This is a genomic window from Streptomyces sp. NBC_00012 (genome assembly GCF_045040875.1).
Classification (GTDB): Bacteria; Actinomycetota; Actinomycetes; order Streptomycetales; family Streptomycetaceae; genus Streptomyces.
The window spans coordinates 6,286,041-6,307,137 of sequence record NZ_CP108309.1 but is presented as its reverse complement, the minus strand read 5'-3'; the positions used below and the strand labels follow the sequence as shown (position 1 = coordinate 6,307,137).

Genomic DNA, 21,097 nt, shown 5'->3' with positions numbered 1-21,097 from the left:
TTTCGCTGTTCGCGCCCCCATTCCCCGGCCGGCGCTCCGCCCCCGCGTGCGGCGGAGTGCGACGCCACGGGGGAAACCATGACCACCAGCACCGGGACCGACGCCGGCCACGTCGCCGCCGAGGACGTACTCCTCTTCGTCAACGCGGCGATCACCGCGACCGGTCAGCGCGAGTTCCGCTCGACCGCGTACCAGCAGCAGCTCTCGCTGGACTTCCTCCATGAGTACGTACGGGTCAACTACCGCCGGGTGTACGCCGCCTCGCTCGCCCTCGACATCAACGACCACAACGCCGCGCGCGTCGTCCGGGGCCTGCTGGAGAACGCGGCCGACGTGAGCGCCGAGGAGAAGCGCACCGAGGGCCGGCTGATCGCCGCCCGGCTGGCGAAGCTGCCGCCGCAGCGCGTGTACCGGCTGTTCCGGGAGCTGCGGGCGGCCAAGGTGAACAACCGGCGCACCCGCGCGATCATGCGGGACTGGCTGACCGCCCGGCCCGACCCGGCGCACGACGCGGTGAAGTACCGCTCGGGCCTGAAGACCGCCGCCCGCCACGTCCACCTCGGGTTCGGGGGATCCGCCGATCCGGACGGGTCCGGTGAGATCGGGGACTTCCTGTTCCGGCCCCGGCACCGGCCCCGCTACCGGCACCAGCTGCTCGACGCGTGGCGGCGCGCCCACTACGCCCAGGGTGCCGTCGAGGAGCTGCCGTTCACCGTCGCCGAGGGCCTCGCCGCCCGGCGCGGGGTGAAGCGCGAGGTGTTCCTGGAGCGGATGGCACCGCGGATGACCCGGCTGGAGCGGCTGCGGACCCTGACTCAGCGCACCGGCGGCAGCGACGCACCGCTCCCCGCGGACGTGGACCTGACCGTGATGCCGCTGACCCGGCTCGCTCTGTACGTCCTGTCGCTCGGCTTCGAGGCGCGGCGGCTGCACCGCGAGGAGCTGACCCGTGCGCTGCGCACGGCGGCCCGTCGCGCGGCGGGCCCGCACGCCGGGAGCTGGGGCCGCGTCGCCGCCGTACTGGACGACAGCTACTCGTCGTCCGGGTCGGGCGAGAAGCGGCGCCGCCCGCTCGCCGTGGCGCTGGCCTGCCACTTCCTGCTGGAGGCGCTGGCCGGGCCGGGCGCGTACACCGCGCTGTGGACCTCGGGCCGTACCGACCCGCTGCTGGTCAGGCCCTGGGGGCCGACCCCGCTCGGCTTCCGTGTGCTGGACGCCCTGGAGCACGGCCCGGACCGGCTGGTCATCGTCTCGGACGGCTGGGACAACGCACCGCCCGGACTCGCGGGCGAGGTGCTCCGGGTCTGGCGGTCCGAGCTCGACCCGGACCGGCGTACCGCGGTGGTCCATGTGAACCCCGTATACGACGCGGACGCCTTCGACGTGCGGCGCCTCTCGCCGAGCGTGCCCACGGCGGGTGTCCGGGACGCGGAGGATCTGCCGGCGCTGGTGGAGCTCGCGGGGTTCGCCGAGGGCCGTACGGGGGCGGCGGCGCTGTACGCCTACCTGGACCGGCAGGTGGCACGGTTCGTGGGTGACGACGGGGCGGGAGCGACATCGTGAACAGGCTGGAACTGACCGGGCTCACCACCCGCCCCGCCCAGGTGTGGGGCGGCATCCGGCTGGTGCCGCTGGTGCGCGAGCGGCCCGTCGAGGGGCTCCGGCTGCACGAGGAGCTCTACACGGACCACGGATACGGCACCGTGGACATCGGGCCGCGCGCACACTACGCCTCGGTCATCCCGCACGGCTTCGTCGCCGACTGGTCCGGTGAGGGCGAGCAGTCCGCCGCGTACGGTACGCAGCTCGGCGCCGCGGGTTCCGGGGCCGGGAGCCGGCCGCCCCGGACCGCGCGGCTCCAGCGCCACCGCCACCACCGGATGGCGAAGCGCCGGCCGGGCGACCGGCTGCGTTTCCTGCCGCTGCACCTCGCGCTGGAGGGCTATCTCGCGCTGCACTTCGGCGGGCCGGCCATCGCCTGGGAGGAGTGGTCGCGGCAGGCGCTGCGCGACGGGCTCTCGCCGCGCGCCGAGGACGCGTACCTGGGGTGGTCGGTGCGCGGGCTCGGCGCGGCGCTGCGGGTCTTCGAGATCCATCCCGGCCAGTGCGGGGTGATGGTGTACGCGGCCGACGCGCTCGCCGCCGCGTTCGTCGTGCCGCACCCGGACGACTACCGGCTGCTGCACCCGTCGCTGGTCGAGGACCTGTACGGAGAGCTGATCCACCAGTACGCGCTGTACGGAGCTCCCGTGCCGGAGTTCACGGCGCGGATACCCGACGGCCCGCAGCTGCGGACGCTCGCCGGTCTGCGGGCGGCGGCGCGGGCCCAGGAGCGCGAGTGGGCCGATGCGCACGATTCCCTGTTCGCCGGTGAGCTGCTGGACAGCTCGTACGCCTTCGACCGGGTGTACCGGATGGGTCCGTTCACGCTGTGGCGGTTCCTGCCGCCGTTCCGGCCAGGCGGGGCCGGGCAGCACATCGGTGAGACGATCACCGATCACAAGGGGCAGGTCGCGTACCTGAAGACGTTCCGGCTCTCCGAGGCCCAGGTCAGGCGCGGCCATCTGCTGCACCGGCTCGCCGGCGTGGACTGGCGGCTCGCGGGGGCGGCCGAGGCGCTGGGCACCACCAAGGAGGAAGTGGTGCGCCGGATCCGCGCGGCCGGCTTCGAGTCGCTGCTCAAGGCACGCGCGTAACACGGCAGACCACGCGGCAGACCTCGGTAACACGGGGTTCACATCCGGGCAACGGACGGGAAATCGCGTCTTGCGAAGCTGCGCCGAGTAGACCGGACCGCAGCACCGCAGCACCCGCAAAGGATGGCTTCCGTGACGTTCAAGGCTGAGTACATCTGGATCGACGGCACCGAGCCGACAGCCAAGCTCCGCTCCAAGACGAAGATCATGGCCGGGAGCCCCTCGCAGGACGTGACGGAGCTGCCGATCTGGGGCTTCGACGGTTCGAGCACCAGCCAGGCCGAGGGCCACGCCTCCGACCGGGTGCTGAAGCCGGTCTTCTCCTGCCCGGACCCGATCCGTGGCGGCGACGACATCCTGGTGCTGTGCGAGGTCTTCGACATCGACATGACGCCGCACGCGTCCAACACCCGTGCCGCGCTGCGCCCGGTGGCCGAGCGGTTCGAGGGCCAGCAGCCGGTCTTCGGCATCGAGCAGGAGTACACCTTCTTCGACGGCCACCGGCCGCTCGGCTTCCCCGAGGGCGGCTTCCCGGCCGCGCAGGGCGGCTACTACTGCGGGGTCGGCGCCGACGAGATCTTCGGCCGCGAGATCGTCGAGAAGCACCTCGACAACTGTCTGAAGGCGGGGCTCGGCATCTCCGGCATCAACGCCGAGGTCATGCCCGGCCAGTGGGAGTTCCAGGTCGGCCCGCTGTCACCGCTGGAGGTCTCCGACCAGCTGTGGGTCGCCCGCTGGCTGCTGTACCGCACCGCCGAGGACTTCAATGTCTCCGCGACCCTCGACCCGAAGCCGGTCAAGGGCGACTGGAACGGCGCGGGCGCCCACACCAACTTCTCGACCGAGGCCATGCGCGAGGGTTACGACGCGATCATCACCGCGTGCGAGTCGCTGGGCGAGGGCTCGAAGCCGATGGACCACGTCAAGAACTACGGCGCGGGCATCGACGACCGCCTCACCGGTCTGCACGAGACCGCCCCGTGGAACGAGTACAGCTACGGCGTCTCCGACCGCGGCGCCTCGGTCCGCATCCCGTGGCAGGTCGAGCAGGCCCAGAAGGGCTACATCGAGGACCGCCGGCCGAACGCCAACGTCGACCCGTACGTCGTCACCCGTCTGATCGTCGACACCTGCTGCACCGCGCTGGAGAAGGCCGGCCAGGTCTGATCCGGATCCACCGTCCGCCCAGGGGGCGCCCACCCGGTCGCGGGTGGGCGCCCCCGGGCCGTTGTCAGTGGGCCGTGCCAGGGTTGGCTCATGCTCGACATCAAGGTGGAGACCGAGAACTCCGAGACGCACACCAGGATTTCGGACCGGGCGCTGAGCGACCTGGTGCACCGGATCGGGATGAAGGGTGACCGCTTCCTGGTCGTGCAGCGCGTACCCGACCTCCCCGGGACCTTCGTGCAGGTCTGGTTCGACCACGGCGAGGGCTACCAGTTGGAGCGCCGCTCCGGAGGTCCCGGCACTCACATGCAGACCACGGTCGATTCGCCGGAGCGGGTCGCCGAGCTGATGACCCGCTGGGCGCGCCAGGAACCGGAGTGGGACGCGGGCGTGGAGTGGGAGCGCGCCGACCTTCCGGAGGAGGAGCCGGTGCCGGAGCTCCCGGCGGAGATCCGGGAGACGCTGGAGAATCGGATACGGGTGCTGCTCCGCTGCGGGTACGGGACGGTCCAGGAGCTCTCCCGGACGGCCGAGGACTACCTGGTGAAGGACGGCGTGCATCCGGTGACCCATGCGCAGGCCCGGCAGCTGGTCGAGCGGCTGTGGCTGGAGCGGGTCGAGGAGCAGCGGCAGTGGCCGGAGGTGACCGACGCGGACCGGCTGACGCGGGCGTTCGCCCGCCTGGACCGGGGCGGGATCACGGCGATGGAGCATTTCACCTGCTGCCGGTCGTGCGGTCTCGCCGAGATCCGGGGCGCCGGGCGGGAGGATGCGCGCGGATTCGTCTTCTTCCATACGCAGGGCACCGAGAGCGCGGCGTCCGGGCACGGCCTCACGCTGTACTACGGCGGCTTCGGCCGGGCAGCGGATGCGACCGCCCTCGTGGGCCGGGAGGTCGTCGAGGCGCTCGGCGACGCGGGGCTGATGGTGGAATGGGACGGTTCGCCGGACCAGGCGATCGAGCTGACCGGCCTGGACTGGCGCAAGCGGCTGGTGGGTTGAGAGGGGCGGCTCAGTGGGGGCCGATGCGAGTGGCGGCCCGTCCGTCGCGACGGTCCGAGGTGAGGAAGGTTACGCAGAGGGTCCGTATCGACGGGTGGGAGAGATCTGCTGCGGCGTCCGGTTCTCTGGTTCAATGGGGACATGGCCGGCTTCCAGCACACCTCGACAGGTCGCAGCGACCTCGAACCGTTCTGGCCTTCCCGTCAGCACCATGACTTCGACCGGGTGTGTTGTCGCGCGTCGAACGCGCAGGCCCTCTAAAGCCGCTCACCCCGGCCTTCGGCCCGCGCGCAAGCAAGTCCGTCCACCGACGACTCCTTCGCGCGAAAGAGCTGACCCTCATGGCGAACACCCGTACCTTCTCCGCCTCGGCCGCTGCCACCTCAGCGCCCTTGGCGTCCGCTGCGGCCACCACCTCCGTCCGCCCCCTCCCGCCCAACCGCCACCGGCTGCGTGCCGTCGACCCCGACGAGGTCGTCCAGCTGGCCGATGTGGCCGAGTTCCTGCCGCCGGGTGCCACCTGGCTGCCCGCGCCCCAGCACACCGTTCCGGCACTGCCCGGCCGGCCGCCGATGGTCGGCTACCTGGTGCTCGTACCGGCCGACCAGCAGCCCGCCGTCGCCGCGGCCACCGCCGCGGCCGCCCAGTTGGTGGTGCCCACCCCCGTGGCGGACGCGGCCACGGGTCCGGTGGTCATCGACCCCGTACAGCGCACCGCCGCGGTGGACGGGAACACGCTCGACCTCACCTACCTGGAGTTCGAGCTGCTCGCCCATCTGGTCGCGTACCCGCACCGGGTGCACACCCGCGACCAGTTGGTGACCACGGTCTGGGGCTACGGGCACGTGGGTGACGGGCGCACCGTCGATGTCCACATCGCCCGGCTGCGCCGCAAGCTGGGTGCCGAGCACCGCCGTTCCATCCAGACGGTGCGGCGCGTCGGGTACAAGTACACACCCTGACGCGTCGGAAGGCATGGGAGCGGCCCTGGTCCGGTGCGTACCGGGGACCAGGGCCGTTCCATGTGCCGGGCCGGCCGGGTCAGCCGCGCCGCCCGTAACCCATCGGCTCCGGCTCCGGCGCCCGCTCCGGCTCCTCGTGCGCCAGGCTCGGCAGGCGGGTCAGGGCGCGCGGGGTGCGCCAGTTCCGCTCGCCCAGCAGCGCCATCACGGAGGGCAGCAGGACCATCCGTACGACCGTGGCGTCCAGCAGCACCGCGACGGCGAGACCGACGCCCATCTGCTGCATGTCCTGCATCGACAGCGTCCCGAAGACCGCGAACACCGCGACCATGATCGCGGCCGCACCGGTCACCGCACCGGCCGTGCGCCGGACACCCTCGTCGATCGCGGCCCGGGTGGTCAGTCCCCGGTCGCGGGCCTCACGGATCCGGGAGACCACGAACACGTGGTAGTCCATGGAGAGTCCGAACAGGACGACCAGGACGAAGAGCGGCATCCATGCCTCGATCGCGCCGACCCCCTCCGAGCCGATCAGCGAGGCCCCCCAGCCGTGCTGGAAGACGGCGACCATCACTCCGTAGGCGGCGGCCACGGAGAGCAGGTTGAGCACGATCGACGTCACGGCGATGACGTACGAGCGGAAGCAGAACAGCATCAGCAGGAAGGTCACCGCCGTGATGAAGGCGAAGACGGGGACGATGCCGCGCTCGAGCTGTTCGCTGAAGTCGACGGAGCCGGCCGTCTCCCCGGTCACGTACGCCCGGGCACCGGTGCCGTCGAACGCCGCGGGCAGCCGCTCCTCGCGGAGTTCGGCGAGCGAGGCCCGGCCGTCCGGGAGCGGTACCTCGATCTCTGCGACGTTCTGCGCCTTGTGGACGGTCACCTTCTCGAAACCTTCGAGCGCCTTGCGCAGCGCCGGGGCCCCGATGTCGTCGGCCTCGACCACCACGCGGGCCGGGTCGGGGCCGCCCGGGAAGCTCTCGCTGATCTGCCGGTAGGCGACGGAGAGCTGCGACTGGGAACCGAACTGCTTCTCCAGGCCGAGCTGTTCGGTCTTCATGCCGATGGCGGGTGCGGCCAGCGCGAGCAGTACGACGACCGAGGCGACCGCGAAGGTCTTCGGCCTGGACAGCACCGGCCTCAGCACCGTGCCCGCTATCCCGCCGGTGCGTGCGCGCCGGCCGCCCCGCCGGCCGAGGAAGGGCACCCGTCCCGCCTCGACCCGGTCGCCCAGCCAGGACAGCAGCGCGGGCAGCACCGTCACCGAGCCCAGCATGGCGACGAGGACCACGATGATGGTGGCCAGCGCGAAACCCTTGAACAGCATCAGGCCGGACAGGAACATGCCGGCCATCGCGACCATCACGGTGAGCCCGGAGACCAGCACCGCCCGGCCGCTGGTGGCCGCCGCGATCCGCAGCGCCGTCTCCGCGTCGTGCCCCGCCGCCCGCTCGTCGCGCTCGCGCCGCAGATAGAACAGGCAGTAGTCGACGCCGACGGCGAAGCCCATCAGGAACATCACCGAGTACGTGGTCTGGAACAGGTGCAGCTGGTGGCTGGCGAGCGACAGCAGCCCGAAGGCGGCCATGCACGCGGTCAGCGCCAGCCCGACCGGGAGGAGTGCCGCTACGACGGCGCCGAAGGCGACCAGCAGGATGCCCAGGGCCAGGGGTACGGCGGTGAACTCGGCCTTCTTGAAGTCCTCGGAGAGCAGGTCGCCGAGCCACTTCCCGGCGCTGGCCTCGCCGAACTGGTGGACGGTGACGTCGGGGTGGCCGGTCCGGACCCCGTCCACCGCGTCGAGCACCGGCTGCACCCGGTCCGGCGCCGTCGCCGCGTCCCCCTTCAGGGCGAAGGTGATCAGCGCGTCCTTGCCGTCCGCGGAGGGGACCGGCGCCGCCAGGTCCACCACCTCTCCGGTCCTCCCGAGCGCTGCGGACAGCTCGCGGGCGGCGCCCTTCCAGTCACCCGCCCTCGCCGCGGACACCATGACCAGCTCACCGGCGGGCTGTCCGAGTCCGGCGTCGTCGAGGATCTGCTCGGCCCGCGCCGAGTCACCCGCGCCGTTCTCCGCGTCGGACATCTCCACCATTCCGGATGCCCCGCCGATGCCCGTGGCGAGCACGACGAAGAGCAGCCAGCCGAGAATTGCGGTCTTGCGGTGATGCGCGCTCCACACACCGATGCGTGCCGCGAGGTTGCGCCTCATGGCGTGTTCGCCCCCAGAAGTCGGATGTAGCCGGAAGTGACGCGGCGCCGGACGCGGCGCCGTCGATGGACGCTGATGAATCTAGGAACGCGGAGCCGTCCGCCCCAGCCGCCGAAACCCCCTCCCCCGGAGCCGTAGGGCGAGGCCGGCGGGGTGGTGCTGGGTACACCCCGTCCGGGTGCCGAAACGGCTGACGCGCGACGTCGCCACCGGGTGAGACTGTCTGCGGAGCGGGCCCGGCAGGAGGGCCCGACGAGGGGAGACGGACCGGGATGAAAGCGAAGCAGGGACGGATAAGGGCCGCGATGCTGGCCGCCGGACGCGGACTCGTGGTGTCGGTCGCCGGCCTGGCCGCTTCGGTCACACTCTTCGTACTGGCGGTGCTCTCGATCGCCTTCATCCCGCTGGGCGTCGGCCTGTTCACCACCCCCTACGTACTGGAGCTGGTGCGCGAGCACGCCAACCGGCGCCGGCTGCTCGCCATCACCTGGTGCGACATCCGCATACCGGTCCCCTACCGCCCCTTCCCGAAGGATCTGCGCACCGGGTTCACCGGCCGGGTGGAGCGGACCACGCTGATGCTGAAGGACCCGGCGACCTGGCGCGACATCCGGTGGCTGCTGGTCGACATGACGGCCGGCTATGTCGTGGCGACCCTGGCCGCCGGGCTGTTCATCTACCCGGTGGAGGGTGTCGTGCTGGCGGCCGGGCTGTGGCGCGTCTTCACCGACGACGGCTACTGGTACGGCTTCGTCCGGGTCTCCAGCCAGGGGACGGGCCTCGCCGCCGCCGCGCTCGGTGCGGCGCTGTTCGCGACCGGGGTGCTGGTCAGCGAGCGGCTGCTGCGGCTGCACTTCGTGATCGCCCGCGCGATGCTGGCCCCCACCCAGGAGGAGGAGCTGGCCCGGCGCATCGACCGGCTGACCGAGACCCGGCACGAGGCGGTGGACACCGCGGCCTCGGAACTGCGGCGCATCGAGCGCGATCTGCACGACGGCGCGCAGGCCCGGCTGGTCGCGATGGGCATGAGTCTGGGCACGGTGGAGGCGCTGATCGAGAAGGACCCGGCGCAGGCCAAGAAGCTGCTGGCCATGGCCCGGGAGTCGTCGGCCGAGGCGCTCACCGAGCTGCGCGACCTGGTCCGGGGAATCCATCCGCCGGTCCTCGCCGAGCGCGGACTCGGGGACGCGGTGCGGGCGTTGGCGCTGCGACTGCCCTTCGAGTCGGAGGTCGACGTGGAGCTGGCCGGCCGTATGGACGCCGCGGTCGAGTCGGCGGCGTACTTCGCGGTGAGCGAGACGCTGACGAACGCCGCCAAGCACTCGGGGGCGGACCGCGTCTGGGTGGACATCCACCACGAGAACGCCACACTGCGGGTCTCCGTCACCGACAACGGCAAGGGCGGTGCGAGGGTCGGCGGCGGCTCCGGACTGAGCGGAATCGAACGCCGGCTCGGTACATTCGACGGCATCATGGCCGTCAGCAGCCCTGCGGGCGGCCCCACCATGGTGACCATGGAGATCCCTTGCGAGTTGTCCTAGCCGAAGATCTCTTCCTGCTGCGCGACGGCCTGGTCCGGCTGTTGGAGGCGTACGACTTCGAGATCGCGGCGGCCGTCGAGAGCGGTCCCGAACTGACCCGCGCCTTCGCCGAGTCGGATCCGGACGTCGCAATCGTCGACGTCCGGCTGCCACCGTCGCACACGGACGAGGGCCTGCAGTGCGCGCTGGCGGCCAGGCGGGCCAAGCCGGGGCTGCCGGTGCTGGTGCTCTCCCAGCACGTGGAGCAGCTGTACGCGCGCGAGCTGCTGGCGGACGGCAACGGCGGCATCGGCTATCTGCTCAAGGACCGGGTCTTCGACGCCGAGCAGTTCGTGGACGCGGTGCGCAGGGTCGCGGCGGGCGGTACCGCGATGGACCCGCAGGTGATCTCGCAGTTGCTGTCGCGCCGCTCGCAGGACAGGCCGATGGGCATGCTCACCCCGCGTGAGCTGGAGGTCATGGAGCTGATGGCGCAGGGCCGTTCCAACGCGGCGATCGCCTCCCAGATGGTGATCACGGAGCGGGCGGTGGCCAAGCACACCTCGAACATCTTCGGGAAGCTCTCCCTGCCGCCGTCCGACGACGACAACCGCCGTGTCCTCGCGGTGCTCGCCTATCTGGACCGGGGCTGAGCGCCTGTCCGGACCGGGGCCGAGCAGGCCTTGGCCGCGCGGCCCCGGCAAAGGGGTCGCGCGGCCCCGGCATCACGGCGTGGTGCTCAGGTGCAGCGTCGTCGCCCCCAGGTGCGGCTTGGCCCGGGACTCCAGCACCTTCACCCGTACCGAGGTGGCGGTGACGGGCGAGGTCAGGGACAGGATGCGGCGGTGGCCGATGGTCGTGCCCTCGGCGATCCGCTGCCAGCTCCCGTCGACGCGGGCCTCGACGGCGAACCTCTCCACCCGCTGCCCCTGCCGGATGTCCTCGCTCACCGCGATCCGGTCGAAGGTGTACGGGGCGGGGTTCTGCTCGCGCACGTCGGTGCCGTAGATCCGGCGTACGTCGGAGCCGAAGGCGGTCAGTGACGCGACGTCGGCGTCGTCGATCCGGCCGTCCTTGTTCGGCGGGACGTTGAGCAGCAGGGAGGCGTTGCGGCCGACGCTCTTCTCGTACAGGTTCATCAACTGGGCAGGGGTCTTGGGCTTCTGGTCCGGGTGGTGGAACCAGCCGGGCCGGATCGAGACGTCCGCCTCGGCCGGGTACCACTGGAGGTAGTTGACGGCCGGGTCGAGGAGCCTGGCGCGGGAGCCGATGTCGGGGTCGGTGGAGTCGTTGGGGAGGCTGCCGAGGCCGGTCCACGGGTCCGTGGTGTGCGGGGTGACGCTCCACTCGGTCTCGCGGGCGACGCCGTTCTCGTTGCCGACCCAGCGCACACCCTGCGGGCCCTGGAAGACGACGGTGTTCGGCGAGAGGGCCTTCACCATGTCGAACCACTGCTTGACGTCGTACTTCTGGGTGATGCCGGAGCCGGACCAGGGGTTGGCGCCGTCTAGCCAGAGTTCCTCGATCGGCCCGTACTGGGTGAACAGTTCGTAGAGCTGGTTGAGGTAGTACGTGTCGTAGTCGTCGGCCTTCACCCGGAAGGTGGGCAGTTTGCCGCTCCGGACGGCGGCGGCCCGGTCGTCGCCCGGGACGAGGGTGGGGATCGTGCGCTCCGTGACCGGGCTGCCGTTGCCGAAGCGGCCCTCGCCGGCCGGGGCGCGGTCGCCGTCCTCCAGGGCCATGCGCTCGGGGAGGCTGAGCGGTTTGCCCTCGGCCTGCTTCTCGCGGATGGTGTCGACCCACTGCGCGTGCCAGGCGTGCGGGAGTTCGGCTCCGTCGGAGGGCGAGAGGTAGAGCCCGACCTTCAGGCCCGCCTTGCGGGCGGCCTTCACATAGGCGCCGACGACATCGGGGCTGCCGGGGCTGAGCGCCACCGTGTGGTCGGTGTACCGGCTCGGGTAGAGCACGAAGCCGTCGTGGTGCTTGGCGGTGAGCATGACCTGTTCGACACCGGCGGCCTTGTAGGCGCGCATCCACTGGTCGGCGTCGACGGCCTTGGGTGCGAAGATCTGCTCGTCCTCGGTGCCCGAGCCCCATTCGCGGCCGGTGAACGTGTTCATCCCGAAGTGTGTGAAGGCAGTCACCTCCCGCTGCTGCCAGGCGAGTTGGCCCGGCGTGGGAACGATGTTCGCGGCCTTCTCGATGATCCGGTCCGGGCTGTCGCAGGACTCGACCGTCATCTGCGGGGCGGGCTTCACCGGCGCGCTGCACGGGGTGCCCGGTGGCGCCGGCCGCTGGTGCGCGGGCTGCTGCGCGATCGCCTGTACGGGGACGAGCGCGGCGGCCGCCGCCAGTGCGAGCGCGCTGAGCACACGGGTGCGTCGAGCCATGGTTCCCTCCCACTCCCGACCGATATTGGTCGGATCTCTTGGGTGCCAACGTGGGCATGCTGCCGCACACGCGAACCCGCGGGAAGGGTGCGTTCGAGATACGTCCTATCTCTCGCACGTAAAATCCAAGCCGACCCTCGCGGCCGCCTCAGTCGTTGAACCAGCCCGGCACATCGATCCGGAACGCACCTTCGGGCACCATCGCGCGCAGGTCCGCCTCCATCGCGCGCACCCGGTCGGCGCCGAGCGCCCCGACCCACCGGGCGCGCAGCCGGTCGAACCCCTGGGCGGACCTGACCAGGACGTCCATGCCCCGGGCGGTCAGCCGGACCAGCTTGCGCCGGCCGTCGCGGGGGTCGTCGACGCGCTCCACGTATCCGAGCCCTTCGAGCTTCTCCACGGTCTTGCCGGCGGCCTGCTTGGAGACCCCGAGCCGCCGGCCGATCTCGCTGGCGGTCGCCCCGTCGCGGCCGACGGCCTGGAGCGCGTAGCCGTACGCGGGGCGGACGTCGGCGTGTCCCTGTTCGGCCAGCTCCCGGTGCAACTCGTCGAGGATCGACCGGAATCCGGCGAACAGCAGCATGGGCAGCTCGAAGCCCGCCGTCTCCTCCCCGGACGCCTCCACCCGCCGCTCAGCCATTGCGGAACTCGACAACCTGGTTTACCTTTTCGTCAATCACGTTGTCGATTTTAGCCTGAGTGACCACTAGGAGAGATCAGCCATGCCCGCATCCGCGTTCCCCGGCCACACCCTCGAATCCGCCCCGCCCGCCGCCCGCCGCACCATGGCGGCGGTGACGGGGAAGCAGGGGTATCTGCCCGCCGCCGTCGCCCGGCTCGCCACCTCGCCGGAGCTGCTCGACGGCTTCCTGAAGAGCAGCGCCCTCTTCGAGTCCACCACCCTGGATCCGCTCTCCCGCGAGGTCCTGGTCATGACGATGGCGACCGGCAACGACTGCCACATCTGCGTGGCGATGCACACCGCGAAGCTCACCGCGCTCGGCGCGGACCCCGGGCTGATCGCGGCCCTGCGCGAGCAGCGGGAGCTGCCGGACGAACGGCTGGAGGCGGTACGGGTGTTCACCCTCGCCGTGATCGCGACGGCCGGCGCCGTGGATGACGCGACGCTCCGGACGTTCCTGGCGCGGGGATACACCGCCCGCAACGCGCTGGAGGCCGTCCTCGGCATCGGCACGTACACGATGTCGACGCTGGCCAACCGGATGACCGGGGCGCCGGTCGATCCCCAGCTCGCAGCCTTCACCTGACCCCCGCCGGCCGCCCTCCGCACGCCAGGCCAGGCCACCTGGTATGCGGCCGAACAGCTGGTTCGGCACGAACCGCCGTACGCCCCGTTGCCCGCCCCCTCACCCGTCATTAACCTGCGCTCCGCACATACCTGTTGTCACATGCACCACCATGAACAACACCGAGGAGTGCGGATCATGACGGAACCCTCCCTGCCCTTCAGCTCCTCCCGGCCGACCAGACGTACGCTGCTGGGCTCCGCCGGAGCCCTCGGCGCCGCCGCCGCGCTCGGGGCCGCCCCCGCGCACGCCACCGCCGCACCGGACGCCCCGGACGCCCCGGCGCGGGACCTCGCGCCCGCGCACGAGGCGCTCGGCCGTCTGCTGCCGGACCACGCCGGCCAGTTCCGGCTCCGCGCCCTCCCCCGGGGCGACGGCGCGCAGGCACCCGACCGCTTCCGGGTCACCGGCGCCACCGGGCGGATCGAGATCGCCGCCACCACCGCGGCCGCCGCCCTGACGGGGGCGCACTGGTACCTCAAGTACACCTGCGACGCGGTGATCTCGTGGTCCGGCAGCCGCACCGAGCTGCCCCGCCGACTGCCCGCTCCCCGTGCCCCCGTCGAGCGCTCCGCGACCGTCCCCCACCGGTTCGCCCTCAACGACACCCATGACGGCTACACCGCCCCGTACGCCGACTGGCCGCGCTGGGAGCGGATGCTCGACGTCCTGGCCCTGCACGGCTGCAACGAGGTCCTGGTCACCGCCGGCCAGGAGGCCGTCTACCACCGGCTGCTCCAGGACTTCGGCTACAGCGACGCCGAGGCCCGCGCCTGGCTGCCCGCGCCGTCCCACCAGCCGTGGTGGCTGCTGCAGAACATGAGCGGATACGGCGGCCCGCTCGGCCCCGAACTGATCGCCCGGCGCGCCGAGCTGGGCCGACGCATCGCCGACCGGATGCGGGAGCTGGGCATGGCACCGGTGCTCCCCGGCTACTTCGGTACCGTCCCGGACGGCTTCACGGACCGCAATCCGGGGGCCCGCATCGTCCCGCAGGGCACCTGGAACGGGCTGCGCAGGCCCGACTGGCTCGACCCCCGCACCCCCGTCTTCGCCGAGGTCGCCGCCGCCTTCTACCGGCACCAGGAGCAACTGTTCGGCCCCGCGAACCACTTCAAGATGGATCTGCTGCACGAGGGCGGCACCGCCGGTGACGTCCCGGTGCCGGACGCCGCCCGCGCCGTCGAGTCTGCCCTGCGGACCGCGCACCCCGGCGCGACCTGGGTGATCCTCGGCTGGCAGGCCAACCCCCGGCCCGCGATGCTGGAGGCGGTCGACACGGACCGGCTGCTGATCGTCGACGGCCTCTCCGATCTGGACACCGTCACCGACCGGGAGAAGGACTGGGGCGGAGCGCCGTACGCCTTCGGCACCATCCCGAACTTCGGCGGCCGTACGACGATCGGGGCCAACACCGACCGCTGGACGGAGAAGTTCACGGCCTGGCGCGACAAGCCGGGCAGCGCCCTGACCGGCACGGCGTACATGCCGGAGGCGGCCGAGCGCGATCCGGCGGCGTTCGAGCTGTTCGGCGAGCTGGCCTGGCGCAGCGAGAAGGTGGACCGCGAGGCGTGGTTCCGGGCGTACCCGAGGTTCCGCTACGGCGGCCGCGACCGCTCGGCCGAAGCGGCGTTCGCCGCGCTGGCCGCCACGGCGTACCGGCTGACGAGCACCGACGGCCGCCCCGTCGACTCGCTCTTCTCCCGCCGGCCGAGCATCACCGCCTCGGTCGGCGTCGCCTTCGACCCAGCCGGTTTCGACGGGGCGTTCGCGGCGCTCCTCGGCGTACACCCGTCACTGCGCGACTCGGACACCTACCGCTACGACCTCACCGACCTGGCCCGGCAGGCGCTCGCCGACCGCTCCCGGACCCTGCTGCCGCAGCTGCGGGCCGCCCAGGCCGACAAAGACGTGGCCCGGTTCCGGGCGCTCGCCGCGCTCTGGCTGAAGCTGATGCGGCTGACGGACACGGTGTCGGGCTGCCACCGGGCCTTCCTGCTGGGGCCGTGGCTGGAGGACGCCAAACGGCTGGCGACCAGCCCGGCGGAGGCGGTGCGGCTGGAGTGGACGGCCCGCACCCTGATCACCACCTGGGCGGACCGGACGGCCGCCGACAATCTCAGCAACTACGCCAACCGCGACTGGCACGGGCTGATGGGCGAGGTCCATCTCCCGCAGTGGCAGGCGTACTTGGACGAGCTGACCGACGCGCTCACGGAGGGCCGGGCGGCGAAGCCGTTCGACTGGTACCCGGGCGAGGAGGAGTGGACCCGGCGGACCGACGTCCATCCGGTACGGGCGACGGGCGATGCCCACCGCACCGCGCGGCGGGTCTTCGAGACCCTGTCCACCGCCCCGTACCAGGGCACCGTCACGGTCTCGGCCGACCCGGTGACGTTCACCCCGGGCGGCACCGGCACGGTGACGGCCGCCTTCCGCAATCTGAACGGCCTGCGGTCCACCGGCCGGATCGACTTCGCGCTCACCGGCCTGGACGCCACCGCGGCGGGCGGCACCTTCCTCGACGAGGTCGCGGCGGGCGGCTCCGGTTCGGTGGACTGGCGGGTCACCGCCCCGTCCGAGCCGCTGACCGCGCCGCTGGTGCCGATGCTGTACGAACTGGGCACCGCGTACGGGCCGCGCGGCGAGGACCGGGTGACCGAGATGCGGCGCGGCGCGGTGTACCTGGCGGCGCCGCTGGGGCCGGGCTGGCGCACGTACACGTCGAACGCGGCGGTCTTCGGGGAGCTGGACGGGCGGTTCGCGATCAACGGGGCGGGCCAGGACCTGTGGAAGGGCACCAGCCAGTTCGGCACCGCGTACCGGGAGGGGGCGTGGTCCGACGGGGCGGAGGTGACCGTGCGGGTCGACGCGCAGGAGAACACCGGGGGCTGGGCGCGTTCGGGGCTCGTGGTGCGCAACAGCCTCGCGGCGCCGGGCTCCGCGGGGTTCCTGAATCTGGCGGTGACGCCGTCCAACGGGGTGGTGCTCTCGTACGACACGAACGGCGACGGCACCCTGGACGCCTACCGGCGGATCACCGGGATCAAGGCCCCGGTGCTGCTCCGGCTGACCCGGGCCGGGGACGGGTGCACGGGTTCCTGCTCCACCGACGGCGGGGCGACCTGGCGGACGGTGGGCACGGTCGCCGTGCCGGGGACGGCGGCGGTCCAGGACGTGGGGATCTTCATGACCGCGACGAACGGCGGGAGCGGGCTGCGCGGCACGGTCGGGTTCAGCGGGTGGCAAATGCGTTGAGGCGGCGGCGCCGTCCGGGCCGCACCTGAGCGGTGCGACGCGTCGGCTACCAGTACGCCCACGTGAGGCTTGTTACCGTACGCAGCCGGCCAAGCACTCGGGAAACACGGCCGTCCATGGGGCGAGTCTTGGCCATGACTGAGGCGCAAGTAGACGCCTTCAGAGAGCGTGCACTGGCTGCCGTCGGCCGAGCCCGGTCACGCCGGCGTCACGCCGCGGTGATGCCCGGCACATGACGATGGCTGGTGCAGGCAAGCTCAACCCCGCTTCCACACGCAAGGAATCCACCATGATGAGAAGCATTCGCCAAGGAATTCCCCGCCTGATCGGCGTGTCGAGCTTGGTCGCGGCGCTCGCCGGCGGAGTCGGCGCGGTCGGCGCGACAAGTGCCACAGCGACGCCCCAGGCCACCCCGTCCGAAATCGTCTGCACTCAGTCCCAACCCCCGACCTGCTTCGACACCGCCACCGGCAACGTCCTCCAGCAGGGCGCACAGACCGGACGCGGCAGCGGCAACGTCCTGCAACAGGGCGCACAGACCGGCCCCGGCAGCGGCAACGTCCTCCAGCAGGGCGCACAGACCGGACGCGGCAGCGGCAACGTCCTGCAACAGGGCGCACAGACCGGCCCCGGCAGCGGCAACGTCCTCCAGCAGGGCGCACAGACCGGACGCGGCAGCGGCAACGTCCTCCAGCAAGGCGCACAGACCGGACGCGGCAGCGGCAACGTCCTCCAGCAAGGCGCACAGACCGGACGCGGCAGCGGCAACGTCCTGCAACAGGGTGCGCAGACCGGACGCGGCAGCGGCAACGTGCTCCAGCAGGGTGCGCAGACCGGACGCGGCAGCGGCAACGTCCTGCAACAGGGTGCGCAGACCGGACGCGGCAGCGGCAACGTGCTCCAGCAGGGTGCGCAGACCGGCCCCGGCAACGGCAACGTCCTCCAGCAGGGCGCACAGACCGGCCCCGGCAACGGCAACGTCCTGCAACAGGGTGCGCAGACCGGCCCCGGCAACGGCAACGTCCTCCAGCAGGGCGCACAGACCGGCCCCGGCAACGGCAACGTCCTGCAACAGGGCGCACAGACCGGCGGTAACGGCAACGTGCTCCAGCAGGGCGCACAGACCGGCCCCGGCAACGGCAACGTCCTGCAACAGGGCGCACAGACCGGCCCCGGCAACGGCAACGTCCTGCAACAGGGCGCACAGACCGGCGGTAACGGCAACGTGCTCCAGCAGGGCGCACAGACCGGCCCCGGCAACGGCAACGTCCTCCAGCAAGGCGCACAGACCGGCCCCGGCAACGGCAACGTCCTCCAGCAAGGCGCACAGACGTGACCTCTGTCGCGTGCTGACCACGCCAAACCGACCAAACTCGGTTAACGCGAACCCGCCACTGGGCAGTGGCGGGTTCGCCAACACGCTAGAACACGCCAGGACGAGGACCTGCGGCTACGACGAGGACCGGCGGCTACGGGGATCCGCCACCGGGGCGCGACCGCTGCAGTTCGGACACCAGCTGGCGCAGCCGCGGTGTGGGGCGGAGTCCCAGCTCGTCGCGGAGGTGCTGTTCGTAGCGTTCGAAGTCGTACAGCGCCTCGGACCGATTGTCCTCCGCCAGGTGGGCGCGGATCAGCGAAGCCTGGCTGCTCTCCCGCAGCGGATCCGCTGTGACGGCCGCATGGGCGGCCGTCACAGCCCAGGCGAACTCCCTCGTGTCGATGAAAGCTCCCGTCAGCGCCTCAAGGGCATGGAGTCGAAGCTGCCGCCATTGCTCCGCCTCCGGCAACATCCACTCGTCGTACCAGCCGGGCAGCAAATCGGCGGACAACTGGTCGACGGCCGCCGCGTTGAGGTCGAGTTCCTCGGCCGGGACATGGGAATCGAGTATGCGCTGGGCCAACGACCGAGCCCGGAACAGGTCGACGTCGACCTCCCGCGCGAGACGCACCTCGGCGGGGCAGATGTTCAGTGCGCGCTTCCCGAGGTCCTGGAGACGTGACAGTGCCGACCGCAGGTTCGTGTTCGCACCTTGCTCGGTTGCTTCGGGCCAAAGACTCCCGGCGACCAGAGTTCGGGGAACAGCAGCCCGATAGTGTAGCGCGATAAACGCCAGTAGTCGCTTCGAGCCGACTGGGACGGTCACTGGTTCGTCGCCGACGACGATGTCGAAACCGCCGAGAAGAGAGATGTTCACGAACGGCCTGGACCTGGTGGGCAGCGGCGAGAAAGCGAGATCATATGAGCTCATGGCTTGTGATCGCGTAGGGTCGGTCTACCCGGCGCCCGTCGACTGGCCGCGCCGTCGTTGCTGGGGCCAACGATCTGTACACCTCCCGGATAGCCATGCTGCTCTACCTGCCAAGAGATGTCGAATTGTCCTCATCGGGGCCGGGGCCGGTGCCCTCCGGCCGAGATTCCGCAGGTATGGCGCACGCGTCGGGCCGGCGGACGGTGGGCACGGTCGCCGCGCCGGGGACGGCGGCGGCCCAGGACGTGGGGATCTTCATGACCGCGACGAACGGCGGGAGCGGGCTGCGCGGCACGGTCGAATTCAGCGGGTGGCAACTGCACTGAGGCGGCGTCCCGTTGCACCGTGCACGGACGGGCCGGGGTGACCATCGCACGATTCGCTCGTTCTGCTGAACGTGCGTCCACTGCCAGAAGTACCTTCCGCAGCCGCCCCGGCCGACGGGGAGCAGGTCGGGGCGGCGCTCGTCGAGCACTATCCGCGGCTGGTCCGGCTCGGCTATCTCGTGCTGCCGCCGTCCCTGGGCAGCCACCGCCGGGTGCTGAAGGCGCACGCGCTGGCCCAGCGGTGCCTGCTGTCCGGGCGCCGGGCGGGGGCCGGGGGCGGCGTCCCGGTGCCGCGCGGGCCGGGCGCCGCCGCGGCGGTCGATCCGTCGTACGCGCACGCCCGTCGGCGGGTGCTGCGCGCGGCCCTGGCGGCGGGCCGTCCGCGTCCCTGGACCGGCCGCGTCCGGCTGCCGTCGCTCCTCCCGCTCGTGTGGGGGCTGCGGCTGTTCCCGCACTCCGGCGGAGCGGGCGGACTCGCCCTGGAGAACGCCCTGTCGGCGCTCTCCGGTCCTGGCCGCGCCGCCCATGCCCTGCGCGGCCTGGAGGGGCTGACCGACGCGGAGGTGCGGCGGGTGCTCGTGGACGCCGGGGTCGCGCACCCGTACGCGGCGCTCGCCGAGGCGGCGGGCGTTCCGGCGCCGGACGCGCTCCTCGGCTCCCCCGAGTTCGACCCCTGCTCGCTCCAGGCCCGGCCGCCGGATCTGCTGCGCCGCCGCCGGCACGCGAAGGCGGCGCTGGCGGCGGCCGCCGCGCTGCTGGTGTGCGGGGCGCTGCTGGGGCTGCCGGGAAACGGCTGGGGGCGCGGCGCTCCGTCCGGGGCGCGGGACGTCCGGGCCGAAGTCGCCGAACAGGCCCTGGATCCGGGCAGGTTGAGCCGGGTATCCGCGACGTTCTGGCAGCGCTCGCCGCGTACCGACTTCACTTCCTGGCCCACCCGTGGCGGCCGCGCCGGGGACGCCCGGCTGCTGCGCCGCGCGCTGACCGTCTGGGCGCGTCCGGACGGCGCGGTGCGTTCGTCGGCGACCCCGGACACGCCCGTCGGGCCGCCGATGGGGGCGCCGCAGCTGCTGTACGCGGGCGAGGTGGGCCGGGTGACGGTGGTGCTGTTCTACGACGGGCTGCGCGTCGTTCGGTACGCGGAGCCCCGGGACGCAGGCCGGGACGAGGGCGTCACGCTCGACTTCGCGCGGGTCGACGGCGCGGACAGGGCGTCGGCCGCCGCGCTCATCGTGGCGCGCACCGGCGGCCGGATCCGCTACCTCACCGCGCCCTGGGTGAGCGCGGTGTCGGTGCGGGACCTGCTGGCGCCGGGCACCGCACCGCGGCCGCTGCCCCGCCGCGCCGACGGGGTGACCGCCGCGCTGACCAGCCCGGCGACGGCCCGTGACTGCCGCGCCTGGGAGGCGGTCGAGGTCCGTGACGGCCCGGCGGCCCGGCTGATGGCGGACCTCGGCGAGCTGGTCCCGGCCCGGCTCACCTCGGGCCCGCCGTCCGCGCCGCACGATGTGGCCGGGTGGGCGGAGCGGGACAGCTGGGCGCGGACCGCCTGTCTGCTGCCCGCGGTGCGTTCGCGCGGGGTGCGGTCGGTGAACTCCTGGCAGTACGCCTCGCAGTCGCTGCCCGAGAGCAATGGCTCCGCGCGCTGGCTCTGCACCAGGGCGGAGACCTGGCGGGGTACCGGCAGCCGGGTCCTCGCCCAGTTCCAGGCCCCGTCGGCACCGGCCGTCGCGACGGGCGGGCCGCCCGGGGCGGTCGCGGCCAGGGCCGAGGACTCCCCGGCCTGTGGGATGCGCGCCCCCCGGGTGCTGGCCGGGGTGCTGTGGAAGTCACAGGGCGGCCGCTGGTACGTACTGGCGGCGGGCAGTGAGCAGTTCGCCTCGCTGACCGCGTCGGGCGGAGTGGAGGCGCGCTCCGACAGCCGCCTGCTCGCCGCGCCGGCCCGTGCGGGCGACCGGGCGCGGCTGAACGGGACGCTGGCGGACGGGAGTCGGGTGGGCGCGCTGCGCTGACT

16 protein-coding genes are annotated in these 21,097 nt (G+C 72.3%); 12 read left to right on the top strand and 4 right to left on the bottom strand.

Features of this window, described 5'->3' with window-relative positions:
* The first annotated feature begins 78 nt into the window (after positions 1–78).
* The 5 genes from OHA19_RS28890 (at position 79) to OHA19_RS28870 (ending at position 5,827) form a co-directional block, all read left to right on the top strand.
* Complete coding sequence (locus OHA19_RS28890) at positions 79–1,563, top strand: hypothetical protein (protein WP_405752155.1); 1,485 nt, start codon at positions 79–81, stop codon at positions 1,561–1,563.
* Positions 1,560–2,696: an ARPP-2 domain-containing protein gene (locus tag OHA19_RS28885; protein ID WP_405711974.1), complete on the top strand. Its 1,137-nt coding sequence runs from the start codon at positions 1,560–1,562 to the stop codon at positions 2,694–2,696. Before OHA19_RS28890 ends, OHA19_RS28885 begins: the two co-directional genes overlap by 4 nt.
* A gap of 132 nt (positions 2,697–2,828) precedes the next feature.
* On the top strand, positions 2,829–3,863 hold the full coding sequence (glnII, locus tag OHA19_RS28880) for a glutamine synthetase (RefSeq protein ID WP_405711976.1): 1,035 nt from the start codon (positions 2,829–2,831) through the stop codon (positions 3,861–3,863).
* A 90-nt stretch (positions 3,864–3,953) separates the two neighbouring features.
* Positions 3,954–4,865 (top strand): DUF6891 domain-containing protein, encoded by a 912-nt coding sequence (locus tag OHA19_RS28875; protein ID WP_405711978.1) that lies wholly within the window; start codon positions 3,954–3,956, stop codon positions 4,863–4,865.
* A gap of 341 nt (positions 4,866–5,206) precedes the next feature.
* The gene (locus tag OHA19_RS28870; RefSeq protein ID WP_405711980.1) at positions 5,207–5,827 is read left to right on the top strand and encodes a winged helix-turn-helix domain-containing protein; all 621 of its coding nucleotides are present in this window, start codon (positions 5,207–5,209) and stop codon (positions 5,825–5,827) included.
* A gap of 79 nt (positions 5,828–5,906) precedes the next feature.
* Here the strand turns inward: OHA19_RS28870 and OHA19_RS28865 are convergent, their stop codons facing one another.
* Positions 5,907–8,036 (bottom strand): MMPL family transporter, encoded by a 2,130-nt coding sequence (locus tag OHA19_RS28865; protein WP_405752152.1) that lies wholly within the window; start codon positions 8,034–8,036, stop codon positions 5,907–5,909.
* Positions 8,037–8,308: 272 nt separating this feature from the next.
* Here OHA19_RS28865 and OHA19_RS28860 point away from each other — a divergent pair, with 272 nt between their 5' ends.
* Positions 8,309–9,577 (top strand): sensor histidine kinase, encoded by a 1,269-nt coding sequence (locus OHA19_RS28860; protein ID WP_405752150.1) that lies wholly within the window; start codon positions 8,309–8,311, stop codon positions 9,575–9,577.
* Positions 9,562–10,209: a LuxR C-terminal-related transcriptional regulator gene (locus tag OHA19_RS28855; protein WP_405711986.1), complete on the top strand. Its 648-nt coding sequence runs from the start codon at positions 9,562–9,564 to the stop codon at positions 10,207–10,209. Before OHA19_RS28860 ends, OHA19_RS28855 begins: the two co-directional genes overlap by 16 nt.
* A 72-nt stretch (positions 10,210–10,281) precedes the next feature.
* On the opposite strand, the gene OHA19_RS28850 is transcribed toward OHA19_RS28855, so the two are convergent.
* Together OHA19_RS28850 and OHA19_RS28845 are read right to left on the bottom strand one after the other, a co-directional pair.
* The gene (locus tag OHA19_RS28850; RefSeq protein ID WP_405752147.1) at positions 10,282–11,946 is read right to left on the bottom strand and encodes an alpha-L-fucosidase; all 1,665 of its coding nucleotides are present in this window, start codon (positions 11,944–11,946) and stop codon (positions 10,282–10,284) included.
* A gap of 148 nt (positions 11,947–12,094) precedes the next feature.
* Positions 12,095–12,586 carry a MarR family winged helix-turn-helix transcriptional regulator gene (locus OHA19_RS28845; RefSeq protein WP_405752144.1) on the bottom strand — a complete coding sequence of 164 codons (492 nt, stop codon included), beginning with the start codon at positions 12,584–12,586 and terminating at the stop codon, positions 12,095–12,097.
* An 82-nt stretch (positions 12,587–12,668) separates the two neighbouring features.
* Between OHA19_RS28845 and OHA19_RS28840 the strand changes: the two genes are divergently transcribed.
* The 3 genes from OHA19_RS28840 to OHA19_RS28830 all read left to right on the top strand — a co-directional run bounded on the left by OHA19_RS28840 (position 12,669) and on the right by OHA19_RS28830 (position 17,847).
* A complete protein-coding gene (locus OHA19_RS28840; protein ID WP_405752141.1) occupies positions 12,669–13,214 on the top strand; it encodes a carboxymuconolactone decarboxylase family protein in 546 nt (181 codons plus the stop codon).
* Between the two features lie 177 nt (positions 13,215–13,391).
* Positions 13,392–16,511 carry an alpha-N-acetylglucosaminidase gene (locus tag OHA19_RS28835; RefSeq protein ID WP_405711994.1) on the top strand — a complete coding sequence of 1,040 codons (3,120 nt, stop codon included), beginning with the start codon at positions 13,392–13,394 and terminating at the stop codon, positions 16,509–16,511.
* A 289-nt stretch (positions 16,512–16,800) separates the two neighbouring features.
* Complete coding sequence (locus OHA19_RS28830) at positions 16,801–17,847, top strand: hypothetical protein (RefSeq protein WP_405752138.1); 1,047 nt, start codon at positions 16,801–16,803, stop codon at positions 17,845–17,847.
* A gap of 133 nt (positions 17,848–17,980) precedes the next feature.
* On the opposite strand, the gene OHA19_RS28825 is transcribed toward OHA19_RS28830, so the two are convergent.
* Complete coding sequence (locus OHA19_RS28825; RefSeq protein WP_405752135.1) at positions 17,981–18,760, bottom strand: BTAD domain-containing putative transcriptional regulator; 780 nt, start codon at positions 18,758–18,760, stop codon at positions 17,981–17,983.
* A gap of 176 nt (positions 18,761–18,936) precedes the next feature.
* Here OHA19_RS28825 and OHA19_RS28820 point away from each other — a divergent pair, with 176 nt between their 5' ends.
* Complete coding sequence (locus OHA19_RS28820) at positions 18,937–19,086, top strand: hypothetical protein (protein ID WP_405712000.1); 150 nt, start codon at positions 18,937–18,939, stop codon at positions 19,084–19,086.
* 71 nt (positions 19,087–19,157) lie between these two features.
* Positions 19,158–21,095 carry a hypothetical protein gene (locus tag OHA19_RS28815; RefSeq protein ID WP_405712001.1) on the top strand — a complete coding sequence of 646 codons (1,938 nt, stop codon included), beginning with the start codon at positions 19,158–19,160 and terminating at the stop codon, positions 21,093–21,095.
* Positions 21,096–21,097 lie beyond the last annotated feature (2 nt).